At 66.3% G+C, this 15,772-nt stretch carries 13 protein-coding genes; 2 read left to right on the forward strand and 11 right to left on the reverse strand.

The features are described 5' to 3' along the window. Positions 1-144: 144 nt before the first annotated feature. From AB0L57_RS06380 to glf, 7 genes are all read right to left on the reverse strand, one after another. The gene (locus tag AB0L57_RS06380; protein ID WP_364958089.1) at positions 145-1,044 is read right to left on the reverse strand and encodes an alpha/beta hydrolase family protein; all 900 of its coding nucleotides are present in this window, start codon (positions 1,042-1,044) and stop codon (positions 145-147) included. 575 nt (positions 1,045-1,619) lie between these two features. Then, the gene (locus tag AB0L57_RS06385) at positions 1,620-2,627 is read right to left on the reverse strand and encodes an alpha/beta hydrolase family protein (protein WP_364958092.1); all 1,008 of its coding nucleotides are present in this window, start codon (positions 2,625-2,627) and stop codon (positions 1,620-1,622) included. A 279-nt stretch (positions 2,628-2,906) separates the two neighbouring features. Continuing rightward, positions 2,907-4,880 carry a flagellar motor control protein ZomB gene (zomB, locus tag AB0L57_RS06390; protein WP_364958095.1) on the reverse strand — a complete coding sequence of 658 codons (1,974 nt, stop codon included), beginning with the start codon at positions 4,878-4,880 and terminating at the stop codon, positions 2,907-2,909. 4 nt (positions 4,881-4,884) lie between these two features. Then, on the reverse strand, positions 4,885-5,832 hold the full coding sequence (locus tag AB0L57_RS06395; RefSeq protein ID WP_364958097.1) for a decaprenyl-phosphate phosphoribosyltransferase: 948 nt from the start codon (positions 5,830-5,832) through the stop codon (positions 4,885-4,887). Between the two features lies 1 nt (position 5,833). Beyond that, positions 5,834-6,430, reverse strand: a complete 597-nt coding sequence (locus tag AB0L57_RS06400) for a phosphatase PAP2 family protein (protein WP_364958100.1) — start codon at positions 6,428-6,430, stop codon at positions 5,834-5,836. After that, positions 6,427-8,358: a glycosyltransferase gene (locus AB0L57_RS06405; RefSeq protein ID WP_364958103.1), complete on the reverse strand. Its 1,932-nt coding sequence runs from the start codon at positions 8,356-8,358 to the stop codon at positions 6,427-6,429. Before AB0L57_RS06405 ends, AB0L57_RS06400 begins: the two co-directional genes overlap by 4 nt. A gap of 42 nt (positions 8,359-8,400) precedes the next feature. Next, positions 8,401-9,603, reverse strand: a complete 1,203-nt coding sequence (glf, locus tag AB0L57_RS06410; RefSeq protein WP_364958106.1) for a UDP-galactopyranose mutase — start codon at positions 9,601-9,603, stop codon at positions 8,401-8,403. A gap of 194 nt (positions 9,604-9,797) precedes the next feature. Here glf and AB0L57_RS06415 point away from each other — a divergent pair, with 194 nt between their 5' ends. Next, positions 9,798-11,027, forward strand: a complete 1,230-nt coding sequence (locus AB0L57_RS06415; protein WP_364958109.1) for a hypothetical protein — start codon at positions 9,798-9,800, stop codon at positions 11,025-11,027. A 19-nt stretch (positions 11,028-11,046) separates the two neighbouring features. On the opposite strand, the gene AB0L57_RS06420 is transcribed toward AB0L57_RS06415, so the two are convergent. The 3 genes from AB0L57_RS06420 to AB0L57_RS06430 form a co-directional block, all read right to left on the reverse strand. Beyond that, the gene (locus AB0L57_RS06420) at positions 11,047-11,541 is read right to left on the reverse strand and encodes a hypothetical protein (RefSeq protein WP_364958112.1); all 495 of its coding nucleotides are present in this window, start codon (positions 11,539-11,541) and stop codon (positions 11,047-11,049) included. Between the two features lie 10 nt (positions 11,542-11,551). Further along, on the reverse strand, positions 11,552-12,169 hold the full coding sequence (locus tag AB0L57_RS06425; protein ID WP_364958115.1) for a hypothetical protein: 618 nt from the start codon (positions 12,167-12,169) through the stop codon (positions 11,552-11,554). 336 nt (positions 12,170-12,505) lie between these two features. Next, complete coding sequence (locus AB0L57_RS06430; RefSeq protein WP_364958118.1) at positions 12,506-13,450, reverse strand: EamA family transporter; 945 nt, start codon at positions 13,448-13,450, stop codon at positions 12,506-12,508. 107 nt (positions 13,451-13,557) lie between these two features. Here AB0L57_RS06430 and AB0L57_RS06435 point away from each other — a divergent pair, with 107 nt between their 5' ends. Then, a complete protein-coding gene (locus AB0L57_RS06435; protein ID WP_364958121.1) occupies positions 13,558-14,058 on the forward strand; it encodes a MarR family transcriptional regulator in 501 nt (166 codons plus the stop codon). 22 nt (positions 14,059-14,080) lie between these two features. On the opposite strand, the gene AB0L57_RS06440 is transcribed toward AB0L57_RS06435, so the two are convergent. Further along, complete coding sequence (locus AB0L57_RS06440; protein WP_364958124.1) at positions 14,081-15,634, reverse strand: SpoIID/LytB domain-containing protein; 1,554 nt, start codon at positions 15,632-15,634, stop codon at positions 14,081-14,083. Positions 15,635-15,772 lie beyond the last annotated feature (138 nt).

Raw genomic sequence — 15,772 nt, forward strand, 5'->3', positions numbered from 1 at the left:
TTCGTTGGCAACACGGACCCCAGCCGGGTGGCTGAAATCCGCCCGTGCGCCATTCGTAATCGTGCAGAGACCTTATCGCGTCGCCTGTGAAATCACAGCTCGAAATGACGAATCAACCACGGCGAGGGTGAATTTCGCCGCTGTTCAGCCGATATTCGCCGAAAGGTCCGGTGCCATGCGGTAGGCCTCGTCCTGCCAGTTGAACCAGTCGTGCACACCGACATCGGGGAACGAATACACGACGTTCTGCGCACCGAGGGTCATCATCCGCACCTGGAATGCTCGCGTATTGGCCAATGCGAGCGCCTCCAGCGGGGCCCCGCGCACGATGTGATCGGTGGCGGCCGGCAGGGGCAAACCCAGATCCTGCTGGGACGGAACGCCACTGCCCGCGGCGATCCAGAGACGGGTGTTGTTCGCGATCAACTGCGGTGCGAAGACGAACGGATCCATGCGCAACCACTGCGGGCCCCACGGCGGCGCCATCGAATCGACGTTGTACCCACCGGCGTCGATCATCGCGGCCCGAATCGACTCGCGCATACCGGGTGCGGAGATGTTCAGGTAGCCGGAGAAAGAGCCGGCGAAACTGAATTGCCCGGGGTGATAGGCCGCCAGCGTCAAAGCGGCACTGCCGCCCATCGACAATCCGAAGACCCCGTTGCGATCGGCACGGAAACCGAGGCGATCGCGCAGCGCGTCGCGCAACTGCGAGGTCAGGAAGGTTTCCCAGTCGTAGCGGTAGCTCTTACCCGGACCGCCCAGCAATGCCTCGGTGGCACCGGATCCCGTGCCGACGGCGCCGGAACCGCTGGGCGGGGCGCCGAAGAACGAACTCGGGGCATTCCAGTCGGCGTAGAAACTGGATTGGCCGCCGACGGGCATCACCACATTGATATTCCAGTCGGTGAGCAGCTGCGCGACATTGGTCTCGATCTCCCAGCCGTTCAGGGTCTCGGGCGCGCGCAGACCGTCGAGGGCGTATACGACTCGATCGGTGTTGCCGTCCTTGGCGCGAAAGATGCGGGACTTGATCGGGCCCATCACCGGTGAGGTGACCCAGAAGTCCTGGCCCGCCGGATCGAAAGCGGCTGAAGCGGCGGCTCCGTGACCGAGAACCGAAACTCCCAGCGGAAGCAGAATCGCGAATGCCAGCCCGAGCGCCGAACTCCTGAGCCTGGTTCCGGACCTTCCTCGCGGCCTACTTCCGAGCAGCGGCTTCCTGCGCGCAAATCGCATCGAACTCGACCTTTCACCTGAAGCGGCGACCGCATCGATCCCACACCATGCGACCGTCACTCATTCCGGACAACACAGACAAAGCGCTCCGGCGCTACGCACTCGCCGTTGTACTGCAGGTTCTTCGATACCAATCGAGTATCGGCGATCCAGGGTTGCCGCAAGAACATTCGGCTCGGAAATATCCCGAACGGTGATCCGCGGCACAGTTCCGGATGGAATATACCCGAAGAGGCCCAACCGAAACGCACACAGCAAATTTCCAGCGACGGCCGGTCGCCGCCGCGATATGCGAGTCCGCGCTGCACGGAAGTGGTTCCGTGACACGAAGCGGCCCCGCGACGGAAGTCCGTCGCGGGGCCGCGTGTCGTATCTCGGTATCAGCCGATGTTGGGCGACATGTCCGGGATCATCCGGTAGACCTCGGCCTCCCAGTTGTGCCAGTTGTGCACACCTACGTTCGGGAAGTCGTAGGTGACGTTGCCCGCACCCAGGGTCATCATTCGGACCTGGAAGGCGCGAGTATTGGCCAGCGCCAGCGCCTCCAGCGGCGAGCCCTGGATGATGTCGAGCGGTGCCGTCGCATCCTGCGGGGAAGGCAGGCCGCTACCGGCAGCGATCCACAGCCGGGTGTTGTTGGCCTTCAACCGGGGCGCGAAGACGAACGGATCCATCCGCAGCCACTGCGGGCCCCACGGCGGCGCCATGGCGTCGATGTTGTACCCACCGGCACTGAGCATGGCCACGCGCATGGCCTCGCGCATACCTGGCGCCGAGATGTTGAGGTACCCGGAGTAGGAACCGGCGTAACTGAACTGATCCGGGTGGTACGCCGCCAGGGTCAGCGCGGCGCTACCGCCCATCGACAGGCCGAACACGCCGTTGCGGTGCGAGCTGAAGCCCATCCGCCCCGCCAGCGCGTTGGGCAGATCCTGGGTGAGGAAGGACTCCCACTTGTAGGTGTTGACCTTGCCCAGCGTCTCGTTGTAATTCGAGGATCCGGTCATCGCCGACCCCGTCGACGAACCCGCGGAACCCGCCGACGCGGTGTCGATCCCGAAGAAGTTGCTGGGCGTGTTCCAGTCGGCGTAGAAGCTCGACGGACCACCGACCGGCATGACCACGTTGATGTTCGCGTTGGTCAGCGCCGGGATGATGTTGGTCTCGGCTTCCCAGCCGTTGAGGTCACCGCGGGCACGCATTCCGTCGAGGGCGTACACGACACGGCTGTTGTTACCGTCCGCCGCACGGAAGACGCGCGATTTGATCGGGCCCATCGCCGAATCGACCCAGAAGTCGATACCGGAACCGTCGAACGCGGCGGCCGCATTTCCGGCCTGTGCCACCGACACCCCGAACGGCAGCAATGTCGCCAGTGCCACGCCCACCGCGGACCGTCGCAGCCATCCGGCACGCCGAGACGTCGACGGTTGGTGCGACCCTCTCCGACGTCTCTGCTGCACCCATCGCACAGTCACGCCTCGCATATCCCTGTCCGGCCTTTCCGTTGTGCGGCCGTCAGACCGCTGTTCCTCTGCGAATGATCACCCGCGCGCATACGACCATGCGCCCCCGACGGACGTACGTCACCGAGCGTATCGTGAAATCGATACGTCCGCGTTATCAAACCGAGACTAATACAGCGCGGGTTCGTTGCCGACGGGGGTCTAGTTCGGTACCGGCGGCGGCGTGGTCGGGTCCACCAGATGGCACCTTTGGATCTCGTACTTGGGTACCCGGTCGATGCGGTACTTCGCGAAATGCAACGACTGGATGAGGTTGTGCTTGAACCGATCCCGGGTCAGCGGCGCCCGATACGAGGCGAGCAGATCCTGGGTGGCCGGGCAGGTCAGCGCGGTACGCGCCTGGATCACCCACTTCTCGTCCATGAACCAGGGCATCCACGGGTGCTGATCGACCATTCCGGTATCGACGACCACCCAGTCCGGGTACAGGCTCTTGTCGTGCCCGATCCTGCCGTCGGCCAGTCGGTCGGTGTGCGCGGCCAGTGGATAGGCCAGCCCCTCCTGGTCGATGACCCGCACGCTGAGCGGTACGTTCATGCTGGTCATGCCCAGATTGAGGAAGTAGACGGTGTGCCCGTACCCGCCGGGCGGGATCGGCAACGGAGGCGGCGCGACGTACCACATCATGTACGACGGGGAGTTGATCAGCAGACCGCCGTTCGGATTGGCCGCGATGTCCTGCACCATCGCCCGCATCCGGGGATAGTCCAGATAGTCCTCGGCCAGGACCGGGTGATCGTGACCGCTGTTGAGGACGTAGTAGATCCGCTCGTCCACGATGCCGGAGGCGCTGATCTGGCCGCCCGAGGTGTTGGCGGTGGTGTTGGCCGCGAACAACGCCCAGCCCACGGTGCCGAGCCAGGCGATCAGCGGCAGCGCGAACGACCAGCGCAACCACCCCGATCGATCCGACTCCGCGCTCGCGACCGGAAGTCGCACGGGCAGTACCGAAACCGGCAACAGCAGGCAGAACAGCTGCGGCAGCAACATGCGGCCGTGCATGAAGTCGCCGCCGACCCGGATGTTGAAGACCACCAGCAACAGACCGCCGCCGACCAGCACGACCACGACCGCGGCCGGAGACCGCAGCCACCGCTGGAGACGAGTCAGCCGACCATCCGTGGCCGTGTCATCGGCCGCGACATCACGTGCGCGGCGGGCGCGCACCAGCAGGGCCACTCCCGCGACGACGAGCACCAGCAGCGGAATCCAGAGGTAGTACGGACCGACCAGATCCCACAGATACTTCAGGCCCTGTTGCCATTTCGCGCCACCGGCCTCCTTGGCCACCGCGGTGTTCGGGTACGGCAGGCCGTAATAGCCCATCCGCCAGATCTGATAACCGACCGGCACCAGACCGCCGATCACCACCAGCAGCGCGCGCGTGAACAAGGGCCGCAACCGGGTCCGCGGCATGCGTGAGAAGAACAGCGCGACCAGGGCCAGACCGCCGATGACGGTCATCTCCGGCCGGACCACCCAGCACAACCCGGCCCAGAAGCCGGCCAGCAGCAGATTCGACAGGCGGGGCCGCTCGTCCTGACTCCAGCGCAGCAGCAACCACCACAGCACGCCGAGCCAGAAGATGACCAGACAGTTCTCCAAGCCGGAGGTGGCGTAGTCGCGGGCCGGGGGCACCGCGATGTAGACCAGTGCGCCCGCGGGCAGCAGCAGGGTCGGGGCGGCGCCGGTGAACGGCCGCCACAACCGGGCCGAACCGACCATGGCGAAGACGATCGCCAGCAGCGAAAGGGTCAGCGCCACAACCAGGCTGACGTATTCGAGCCTGGCGTCGCTGATCCAGCCGAAGAACCAGATCACGTAGGTCCAGGCGGCGCTGGTGTTGGTCTCCACCCGCTCGCCCGTATTGAAGACCGGACCGTTGCCGGCCATCAGATTGCGCACGGTGCGCAACACGATCAGACCGTCGTCGGCGATCCAGCGCCGTTGCCAGGCGCCGATACCGAACAACAGGAGGGTGACGATCACCCCACCGACGAATACCGTGCGGGACAACAGCGAGAAGCGGCGCGCGGCAGCGCCATCGCGCGTCGATGCGCGATCCGGCGACTGTGCCGCTGTCCCTTCTCCGTGTTCGTCTCCCGCTACCAGCATCTCGTCAGGTGAGATAGACAGCGACACCTACCGCTCCGATCCAGGCGATGGCCAGGAGCTGCAAAATGCGATCCCCCAGCGCGATCTCTTCGGGTTCCCCGGCCTCGCCGCCATCGACGTCGACCGCGTAGCGCAGGATTGCGATGGTAAACGGGATCATCGAGATGGCGAACCACTGGGTGTGCTTGTGATCGGTTTCGAAGGCCCACAGGCCGTAGAAGATCACCAGCGCGGTGGCCGACAGCGTCCAGATGAAGCGCAGGTAGGTGGGTGTGTAGTACTGCAGCGACTTGCGGATCTTCGCACCGGTGTCGAGTGCGATCTTCAACTCCGCGTAGCGCTTACCGGCCGCCATGAACAGCGAACCGAACGCCATGATCAACAGGAACCACTGCGACAACCGGATGTCGGCGGCGGCGCCACCGGCGACCGCACGCAACAGGAAGCCCGAGGACACGATGCAGATGTCGAGCACCGCTTGGTGTTTCAGGCCGAAGCAGTAGGCCAGCTGGATGCCGATGTAGACCGCCATCACCACGGCCAGATGCCAGGACGCCACGAACGACAAGGCGAGCGAGGCGACCAGCAGTACCGCCGACAGCGAATACGCCAGATTGACCGGCACCACGCCCGCGGCGATGGGCCGGAAACGCTTGGTGGGATGGGCCCGGTCGGCCTCGACGTCGAGTGCGTCGTTGACGAGGTAGATACCCGAGGCCGCCAGGCAGAACACGATGAACGCGATCACGATGTGCGCGACCACGGTCGCATCCGCGAGCACGTACGCGCCCGAGGCCGCATCCTTGCCGGCGGCCAGTGGGGCCGCCAGCACGAGGACGTTCTTGACCCACTGTCGTGGCCGCACGGCCTTCACGATTCCGCCGGCCAGCGTCTTCGGCGGACCCTTCAGAACGGCGTCGTCGAGGTCGGTGCCGGTCGGCTCTTCACTCATATCAGCGAGGGTTCTTTCCTGTGCGGTCACTGGTGAATCTCTTTTCGGCGGCTAGCACGGCTGCGGCGGATGCCGCCCCCAGAGCGGACCCGGCGAGTACGTCGGAGGGATAGTGCACTCCCAGTACGACCCGGGAGAGCAGCATCGGCGGCACGAGCACCGCAGGCAAGGGTAGCCCGGTCAGTTTTCCGAGCAACACGGCCGCCGCCGTCGTCGAGGTGGCATGCGACGACGGGAAGCTCAGCTTGCTCGGTGTCGACACGTTGACCTGCACCGACGGGTCGTTGGGACGGGGCCGGCGCACAACGCGCTTGATGATGACCGAAGCCGCGTGGGCGCCGAAGGCACCGACCGCCACCCCGGCCCACTGCCGCCGGCGGGACTTGTCGACCAGGGCGCCGGCGGCGCCGACGGCCATCCAGCCCAGCGCGTGCTCACCGAAGTGCGACATCCCCCGCGCGGCCTTGATCACCGCCGGAGTGCCGATCGCGCCCTGTACCGCGTTGATGATCTTGACTTCCGCCGGCGAGGACGCCGGTCCGGCCACCACCCGCAGATGCGGGGCAGCGGCCGGATCGGAGGCTGCAGGAGAGCTCATTTGACCTCACTCGGGTTGATTCCGAAGGCGTTCTCCCAGGCCGCGATGCTGGTCAACCGTGCGTGCGCGGATCGGTAGTTCGCCCGCAGCTCCGGGAACCGGGTTGCCAGTTCCCGGCGCAGCCGCATCGCCTCGGCGAACAGCTCCCGGGCCTGACGCGGATCACGTTTGCGATACACCACGCCACGCCCGTCGGCTGTGGTCACGGTAACCCCGTCCACCTGTGAGAGGAGGAACCAACGCGCGTCGAGGGTGGGAACATTCAACTGCGGGCGGTCGTGATGCTCGGACTTGGCCCCGCGCAGATTGTGCAGCACACCCTTGCCGAGACGCACGATCTTGGACAGCGGATTGGACGGCTCGCCGACCGCGCCCACATCGGCCCCGGTGGGCAGTGGCAACTCGGTGGAGGATCCGACGATCACCGCATCGGGATATTCCTTGCGCATCGCGGCGACCTGACCGAGCGCCGTCGGCAACAGTTCGAACAATTTGTCCGGACCGGCCAGGAAGTCCCGGATCGCCTGGTTCTGAATGGCGACCGTCGAATATTCCAGGCACAGGAGATGTTTCAGCGTCGCCTTGACGGTGTTGACGACCATCGGCCGGCCGTCGTTACCGAGGTGCAGTGCCGCGACCACCAGGCGATTGCGCAGATGGAAATAGGCTTGCCAGTCGATGGCGTCGTCCTTGTCACTCCACGCCATGTGCCAGACCGCCGCACCGGGCAGGGTGACGGTCGGATATCCGGCGGCGCGGGCGCGCAAACCGTATTCGACGTCGTCCCATTTCAGGAACAGCGGCAGCGGCTGACCGATCTCCTCGGCCACCGAGCGCGGGATGACACAGGTCCACCAGCCGTTGAAATCGACGTCGATCCGGCGGTGCAGCAGTTTCGAATTGTCGCGGTCGCGCAGCGGATATTTCGAGAAATCGTGGTCGTATTCGACATTCGGCGCCGCGGTCCACATCCAGATACCGCGATCGACGACCTCGCCCATGGTGTGCAGATGCGACCGTTCCTGCAAATTGAGCATCTGCCCGCCGACCAGGGTGGGTGTGCGGGAGAAACGGGCGAAGGCCAGCGCACGCAGAATGCAGTCCGGCTCGATCTCGATATCGTCGTCCATATAGACGATGTACTGCGCGTCGGTGGTCTTCAGCGCCTCGTACATGACGCGGCTGTAACCACCGGAACCGCCGAGATTCGGCTGGTTGTGGATCGCGAGCCGATCACCGAGAACCGCTGCCGCTTCGGCGAATCCGGGCTCGTCGACGGCCTTGCGATTGCCCTGATCGGGGATGATCACGGCCTGGATCTTCTCCAGCACCAGCGGATCCGAGCCAAGGGCCGCAAGGGTTTTCACACAGTCGGTGGGCCGGTTGAAGGTGGGCATGCCGACCGCGATGCTGCCCTCACCGGGCGCCTCGATCGGCGCGTACCAGCCACCGCTGCGCAATTCGACGGCACTGTCGGTGGTGATGTCGAACCAGATCCAGCCACCGTCCTCGAACGGTGCGAGCTCGACCTCGAATTCCACGGAGACGGAATCGGACGGCGCGGAAGTGGCGAATTCGTTGCCCTGCACATGAATCCGGGAACCGTCGGCCTTGGAGCGGTACACGTCCACCCGGCCGTGCCCGGACAGCTCCAGGCGCAGCACCACCGAGTCCAGAATCGTCCAGCGCCGCCAGTAACTGGCCGGCACCGCGTTGAAGTAGGTGCAGAACGACACCTCGGATTCGGCGCCGATCGACAGCGACGTGCGCGTCGGCGCGTGCGCGCGCCGGGCGTTGGTCGCCGACTCCTCCAGATACAGCGTCCGCACGTCCAGCGGCTCGCCCGGGCGAGGCAGGATGATGCGCTGCAGTAGGGATTTCGCGCGGGTCTCGGTGGTCATGTCCTCGACGGTCAGTTGTGCGGTCATTTCACTTCCTGCATCCGCGGTACGGGCTGGGGGCGCACGCGACTACCGGGAATCGGTGTCGGTGAGCGGCGCACCGGATTCCAGGTGCGGCCGCAGCACATTGTCGAAGGTACTGAGCGCGCTACCGATCGCCATGTGCATGTCGAGATACTGGTAGGTGCCGAGCCGGCCGCCGAAAACGACCTTGGCCGTTGCGGTTTCGTTCTTCGCCCGCTTGCGGTAGGCCAGTAGTTTGGCGCGATCCTCGGGGGTGTTGATCGGGTAGTACGGCTCGTCACCGGTCTGCGCGAAGCGGGAGAACTCACGCATGATGACCGTCTTGTCGGCCGGGTACGAGTCGCGTTCCGGGTGGAAGTGCCGCGGCTCGATGATCCGGGTGTACGGCACATCCGCATCGTTGTAGTTCATCACCGAAGTACCCTGGAAGTCGGCAGTTTCCAGCACCTCGGTCTCGAAATCGATGGTGCGCCAGCCGAGTTCGCCTTCGCTGTAGTCGAAGTAGCGATCCAGCGGGCCGGTGTAGACCACCGGGGCGTCCGGGTTCTGGGCGCGGATCTCGTCACGGACCTCGAACCAATCCGTGTCCACCCGGACCTCGATCAGATCCGATTCCGCCATCTTCTCCAGCCACGCCGTGTAGCCGTTGCGCGGCAGGCCCTCGTAGGTGTCGTTGAAGTAGCGATTGTCGAAGGTGTAGCGGACCGGCAACCGGGTGATGTTGCCGGCGGGCAGTTCCTTGGGGTCGGTCTGCCACTGCTTGGCGGTGTAATCGCGGACGAAGGCTTCGTAGAGCGGGCGGCCGATCAGCGAGATCGCCTTCTCTTCCAGATTGGCCGCGTCCTCGGTGTCGATCTCGGCGGACTGATCCGAGATCAGCGCCCGAGCCTCCTCGGGCGTGAAATATCGGCCGAAGAACTGCGAGATCAGGCCCAGTCCCATCGGGAACTGGTACGCCTGCCCCTTGTGCAGGGCGAAGACGCGGTGCTGATAGCCGGTGAATTCGGTGAATTGGTTGACGTAATCCCACACCCGCTTGTTGGAGGTGTGGAACAGGTGGGCGCCATACTTGTGGATTTCGATTCCGGTTTCCGGATCCGGCTCCGAATAGGCATTACCACCGAGGTGGTAACGGCGCTCGACCACGAGCACTCGCTTACCCAGGAGGTTGGCAGTGCGTTCGGCAACGGTCAGCCCGAAAAATCCGGAGCCGACGACGATCAGATCGAAGGGAGCTGCGACGGTCACGGGAGCCCAGCGTAGCCGTAGCGTCGCGCCGCGTCTTCAGGCCGTTGCCGAACCGCGACGGCCACCACGATTTCCCACGCCGGTAACTCTGTTATTCACCCGCACGACATCGCACGACTATTACATGTGCACCGAACTGAACGGCCGTCCAGTTCCGATGGATCGTGGTCGTCGACTCGAAGGAAATCACAGCCATGCGATTGTCCCGTGCGTACTCCCCCACCCTGTCCGCTGTCGTCCTTTCCGGTGTCCTCGGGGCGGGGCTGCTCACACCCGCGAGCGTCCACGCCGATCCGCCGGACGCACTCGCGGCGGTGACCGTCGCCGACGGTGCCGGGATGTGCGGCAAACAGGCACCCACCTTCGACGACATCACGGTCTCGGCAGCGGCAACGCTGCGCGCGTCGATTCCGGCGGCACAACTGGGCGCCTACGACGATCGGGTCGCGCGATTCCGGCGCGACCTGGCCGCCCTGCGGATCCATCGCGACGCGCTGCCCGTCGATCCGAACAGCCTCGGCGGATACGCGGCCGAACTCGACAATCCCATCGTGACCTATCTGGTCAACGGCCTGGACGCGGTGCGCACCGGACGGATCGACCGGACGGTCTCGGTCTCCCGGCTGACCGTGGCCGATGTGATCGAGGTGTTCATCCTCGCCAACCGGATCGTGAAGATCCCGGCGCAATTGGCCGTGAGTCTGGTGCCGACCGCCGGGTTCTTCCTGAAATTCCTCGTCGGCGGCGTCTTCAGCGGTGTGCAGTGGCTGGCCCGCCGCGTTCAGGACCAGGTGCGCGACCGCTGCCCCGCCGACGCGGGCGGCAGCCGGCTGGATCTGAATGACGACACCGGCTTCCCCGGCGAGCACATCGATGTCCCGGCGCCGATCACCGACCTCGCCCGGCAGGTACGGGCCGCCGACGGCACCTGCACTCCGATCGCGGATCTGACGACCGCCACCGTCGTCGCGCGGACCCGGGAATTCCTGGCGCACAGCGATCTGCCGATCGATCGCGGACAGCTCGACACGGCCGCTTCCGGCCTGCAGGATTTCCTGCGCGACAACCGGATCGCGAAGGCGGCGCTACTGCGCAAGACCGAACAGCTCGGACCGCTGGTCGACTACATGGACTACGGCCCGGTGACCTTCCTGACCAATCTCGGCTTCGACATCTATGAGGGAAAGGCCCTCGACACCGTCGCGCTGGCCGATGTGAACGTGCAGAACGCACTCGACCTCACCACGCTCGCCCTTGATGTGACCAGCCTGCTGCTGACCGCGGCCAACGGCATCGGCGGTCTGGCCGGAGTGTCGTCGGCGGTGCTCACTCCGCTCGGTATCGCCGAGACACTGGCCTTCGCACCCGCCACCTACGGCGCGCCGATTCTGCGCGGTGTGCTCCGGTCGATGTGCACCGTCTGAAGCCGGGGCACATCCGGTTTCAGTGGTAGGGATACATCGGATCGGGTGCCGTCCGCGCAGCGATCCAACGCCCGGTGGAGCTGGCCACCGCACAGACGAGGATCGGCAGTTCGACGACGAGCAGGATGCCGAACAGCACCGCGAAGGTCAGCACATCCCCCTGTTCCACATCGCTGGTCACGGCCAGGAGAATTCCGAGGCCCGGAATCACCAGCATCACCAGCGCGGACATCCCGATGACGATGACCCGCCCCGCCGTGCGCCGGGCCAGCAACAGAATGGCGCCGGCGAGTAGCAACGCCGCGATTCCGCCCACCACGACAAGCCCGATGATGTCCCCCGACACATCGGACCCGTCCTGCCGATCCTGACGTGTGGAGACCGCCGCCGCGATCGCGAGGACGGTGACCCCGATACCCTGCAGCAACGTCAGGACTCCGGCGGTGATCGCCGTTCCCCCACCCGGTTTCGGCGACGCCACCGGGGCGTACGGGGGCCCATACGGATATCCCATGGCCGACCCCTCAGTACGGGTAGGGCGGCTGGCCGTAGTACGGAGCCGGCGGATAGGCCGCCATGCCCACACCGCACCAGCGCTTGGCCGAGCCGGACAGCGTCAGGCTCAACATCAGCACCGCGATCGCCAGACCGACGATGCCACCGATCGACGCCGCGGGCACGCCGTTGGCGAAGGCCGACACGATTCCGGCGATCCCGCCGAGCAGACCGATCGACGACAGCACGACGAGCATGACCCGGCCGGCGTTCTTGTGGTTCATCAGCATGATGCCGCCGATCGCCCACAGCAGGGCGAACAAGCCGTCGGCCGCTGCGATCGCGTAGAAGATGTTGCCCGCACCGCTCGATCCGGTCGTGACGTAGCTGTCGCTGTAGGAGCTGTAGTGGCGGTGCACCTTGTTCAGACTCGCCGCGGCACTGAGCAATCCGATGATGCCCAGGGCTGCGAGCAGTGCCAGCAACAGCGCGAAGACGCCCGCGGTGATCGCCGCACCGCCACTGGGCCGTGGCTCCTGATAGCCGTAGGGCCCGTAACCCGGCGGCGGATAACCCGCGGGCGGATAACCGGCAGGCGGATAGCCGCCGTACCCCGGATATTCGGGCTGACCATACGGGTAGCTCATCGGCGTTGTCCCCCCTCGCGGTTCAGGATTCGGATCACAGCGGTTCGGCGGCAGCGGACCGTATTCGTCGCCATCGGCCTCCCCCTAGCTGTCGGGCTGGGACTCTACCGCCTGTCGGCCACACCGGTTCGGGGTGAACCACACGCCGTTCATCATCGCCGTCCCCGGTTACCCGATCCTTAAGAACCGGATAACGCGGCTCAGTAGCCGACCGTGAAACGCCGGCGAAGGTGACACGGTCCTTCCACCTCGTCGACGATTCGGGATCCGGCGGTGCCGGCAGCTCCGAAGACTGCTATTCGCATGATCTTTCAGCTCCTCATCGACCGATTCGGCTCAGGCCGCGCGGATCTCGGAATTGGTGGGCCCATCGACTTCCCGTACCACATCGACGGGCTTCGGTTCGCGCACGCGAACCCCGATCTGCCCCAGCACCGTTGCGCCGAGTGCGATCACCATCCCGAGCAGTTGCAGTGCGGTCAGTGACTGTCCGAGTGCCGCCCAGCCGATCACGGCGGCCGACAGCGGGCTGAGCAGCCCCAGGAAGGCCACCGAGGTCGCCGGCACCCGCGCCAGCCCGCGGAACCAGATCGCATAGGCCGCAGCGGTGCCCAGCACGCCGAGGTACAGGTATCCCGCCACGGCGGCGCCATCCAGCGCGGGCGGCGCACCCTCGGTGATCAATGCCAACGGCAGGAGGACGAGCCCGCCCGCGGTGAGCTGCCAGCTGGTGAACGCCAGCGGCCCGACCCCCTCGGGACGGCCCCAATGACCGGTCAGCACGGTGCCCGCGGCCATCAGCGCGGCCCCCGCCAATCCGGCGAGGACGCCGACGGTGTCCAGCGCGGCATTCGCGCGCAGCACCACCAATGCCACTCCGGCGACGCCGATGACGCCGGCCAGCACCTTGCGACCACTCGGCCGCGCCTGCAACAGCAGCCCAGCGAAGCCGAGTACGAAAACCGGTGCGGTCGAGCTCAGTACGGCCGCGACACCACCGGGTAGGCGATAGGCGGCCAGGAACAGCAGGGGGAAGAAGGCGCCGATATTGAGCAGCCCGAGCAGCGCGGCCCGGCCGATCCAACGCCCGTGCGGAAAGGTGCGGGTCACGGCGAGCAGCACAAGTCCGGCGGGCAGGGCACGCATCAGCGCGGTGAACATCGGCCGGTCGGGCGGCAGCAATTCCGAGGTGATCGCGTAGGTGCTGCCCCACACCAGCGGGGCGAGCCCGGTGACGGCGAGGACGGCTGCACTCGACCCGCGGGACGCGGTGCGTGTCATGGCGTATCTCCCGATTGATAATCTCAATGTTGAGATAATTCGACACCGCGACATAGCTTGATGTCAAGTATATGAACATTGAGATTCACATCATCGAGAGGAGAGCCATGAGCGACGCCGTGGACCGGATCGTCGCGGACTGGGGGGAGGTCCGTCCCGACCTCGATGTCTGGCCCACCCACATCATCGGCAGGATCAAGCGGATGGGCCGGCGGCTCGAGCTCGAGATGAAGGACTTCTTCGCCGGACACGGCCTCGAATACTGGGAGTTCGACGTCCTGAGCACGCTGCGCCGTTCCGGTGGACCCGACGGGCTCACGGCGGGCGATCTGATCAAGGCCACGATGGTGACCTCGGGCGCCATCACCAATCGCATCGACCGCATGGCGGCCAAGGATCTGGTCCGCCGGATGCCGGACGCCAAGGACCGGCGCACCATCCGGGTTCAGCTGACCGACCATGGCCGGAAGATGATCGATGAGCTCATGCCGCTACACGTCGACAACGAGGTCCGATTTCTGGCGGGAATGGACCGCGCGGATCTCGATCAGCTCGGGGATCTGCTGCGGCGGCTCGCCGAATCCGTCGACGACACCTCCCTGGGCTGAGCCGGAATCGGCAGTGCCGGCCTCATTCGCCCGGCGGCTGGGACGCGACGCCGGGAACCGGTGCGGCGTCGTCCGGGGCCGCCGCGACACCGGCGGTCGGGGCCACCGGCGGCTGCTGGACAGGCTCCACATCCGCGGAGGCGGGCCGGCCGGGCCGATCCGACGCGGACTCCGCGGTGGGGGTCCCGGGCGGCGTCGGAGTAGCCGCCGTGCCGGGGGTATGGGTACCGCCGGGTGCGACCCGGTCCGCCGCATCCACCCCGACAGTCTGCGTCACATCCGGAGCCAGTTGCAGGAGCCGGGCGTAGTCGACGATCTGGGCGCCGAGCGTCGGGGTCGAGATGATCACCCCACCCTGATACAGGCGGAATGTCCCGCCCCTGCCGGGCAGCAGCGATTCGGGGCCCATCGGATCACCCAGAGGTCCTGACGCACCGCCACTTTCGGCATATTTCGTATCGATGACGGTACTGGCCCGGACAGCTTGCTGCGGGTCGGCGGGCCCGATCGGAGCGGGCGCGGCGGGAGCCGGAGCCGCCAACAGTTGATCGGGCGCGGGTCCCACCTCGAGTGTCGCGATATCGATCGGCTGCCCGCCTCCCGGCGCGGCGGAGTACTCCGTGCGCAGGATCCGGCCGTCGCGCATCAGGACCTGTCCCGCGGTCGCGTGGACGGCGTCCGCCGCGCGGGAGTCTTCCTTGTCGGTGCCGGGGTACATCTGACAGTCGGTGGTATCGCAGGTCTGTGCGTAGGGGTAGCGATGTTCGGCCAGAGCGTAGGAACGGGCCGCGATCGCCTGTGCGCGCAAGGCTTCCGCGGCACCCTTGTCGGCCCAGTTGGCCTGCATCTCCGCGGGGACGACACCCAGCAGATAGTCATCGACATCGAGTTGGTTCACCGTCACGGGCGCGCCGTTGTCCTCGGCGACTCCCAGCGCCCCGCGGAATCCGGATCCGTCACACACCTTCAGGTGTTCGGCCGCCGGGCGGTCGGGGCCGGGGTCGGCGGGATGGGCCCACGGATCATCGGTCGCTCCCTGCCAGAGCACGGCGCCGTCACAGCCGATGGTCACCACGACGTTCGCACCGCCGTCCGGAGTGGGAGTCAGATGAGCGGCCTGGCCGGCCACGACACGCCGACCGGCGACAGTGAGCCCGGAATCGGAGGACACGTCCAGGGTCTCGTTGTCGTAGACGGTCAGCCGGACCCGCACGGTCGTCGGCGCGATGGTCGCCAGCTGAGCGCCCGGGTAGTAGTGCTGCAGGATGCTGTCGGCCGTGGCACCCCCGGCGGCCTGGTCGAAGGCACCGTCCTGACTCATCCCGCGCCCATGCCCGGGGCCCGCGACGGCCTCGTAGGAAACATTCCGGGGCCCGGATCCGCCGCCGGCGGACAGCACGAACGCGATCACGGTCCCACCGGCGACCGGGAGGGCGACCAATCCGATCAGCGCGCCGCGCCGAATCCGTCGACGATGCAGTAGTTGTCCTCGGCGGTGCCGGAAACGGTCCGGGAAGCCACTGCTCGCCGGCTCCACCTGATGGAGGTGCCTCGCTCGGTTCTCGATGCGGGTCATCGGTCGCTCCTGTGCGTTGCAGGACGCCCGCACCGGCTCGTCCGATGCCGGCTCATCGTGCCTCCTGGGCTCTGCGGAAAATCCGCACTCGATCGGGCACACCGGGCCGTTGCGCGATTGTCACTCACCGTGCCTCCT

Origin of the sequence: Nocardia sp. NPDC052254 (assembly GCF_040679495.1) — a bacterium.
GTDB lineage: Bacteria > Actinomycetota > Actinomycetes > Mycobacteriales > Mycobacteriaceae > Nocardia.

Excerpts from the sequence above, each read along its gene's own strand:
- AB0L57_RS06440 (WP_364958124.1), bottom strand. The coding sequence starts at position 15,634 with ATGACCCGCATCGAGAACCGAGCGAGGCACCTCCATCAGGTGGAGCCG.
- AB0L57_RS06420 (WP_364958112.1), bottom strand. The coding sequence starts at position 11,541 with ATGGGATATCCGTATGGGCCCCCGTACGCCCCGGTGGCGTCGCCGAAA.
- AB0L57_RS06380 (WP_364958089.1), bottom strand. The coding sequence starts at position 1,044 with ATGGGCCCGATCAAGTCCCGCATCTTTCGCGCCAAGGACGGCAACACC.
- AB0L57_RS06430 (WP_364958118.1), bottom strand. The coding sequence starts at position 13,450 with ATGACACGCACCGCGTCCCGCGGGTCGAGTGCAGCCGTCCTCGCCGTC.
- AB0L57_RS06435 (WP_364958121.1), top strand. The coding sequence starts at position 13,558 with ATGAGCGACGCCGTGGACCGGATCGTCGCGGACTGGGGGGAGGTCCGT.
- AB0L57_RS06425 (WP_364958115.1), bottom strand. The coding sequence starts at position 12,169 with ATGAGCTACCCGTATGGTCAGCCCGAATATCCGGGGTACGGCGGCTAT.
- AB0L57_RS06395 (WP_364958097.1), bottom strand. The coding sequence starts at position 5,832 with ATGAGTGAAGAGCCGACCGGCACCGACCTCGACGACGCCGTTCTGAAG.
- AB0L57_RS06415 (WP_364958109.1), top strand. The coding sequence starts at position 9,798 with ATGCGATTGTCCCGTGCGTACTCCCCCACCCTGTCCGCTGTCGTCCTT.
- zomB (WP_364958095.1), bottom strand. The coding sequence starts at position 4,880 with ATGCTGGTAGCGGGAGACGAACACGGAGAAGGGACAGCGGCACAGTCG.
- AB0L57_RS06400 (WP_364958100.1), bottom strand. The coding sequence starts at position 6,430 with ATGAGCTCTCCTGCAGCCTCCGATCCGGCCGCTGCCCCGCATCTGCGG.
- AB0L57_RS06405 (WP_364958103.1), bottom strand. The coding sequence starts at position 8,358 with ATGACCGCACAACTGACCGTCGAGGACATGACCACCGAGACCCGCGCG.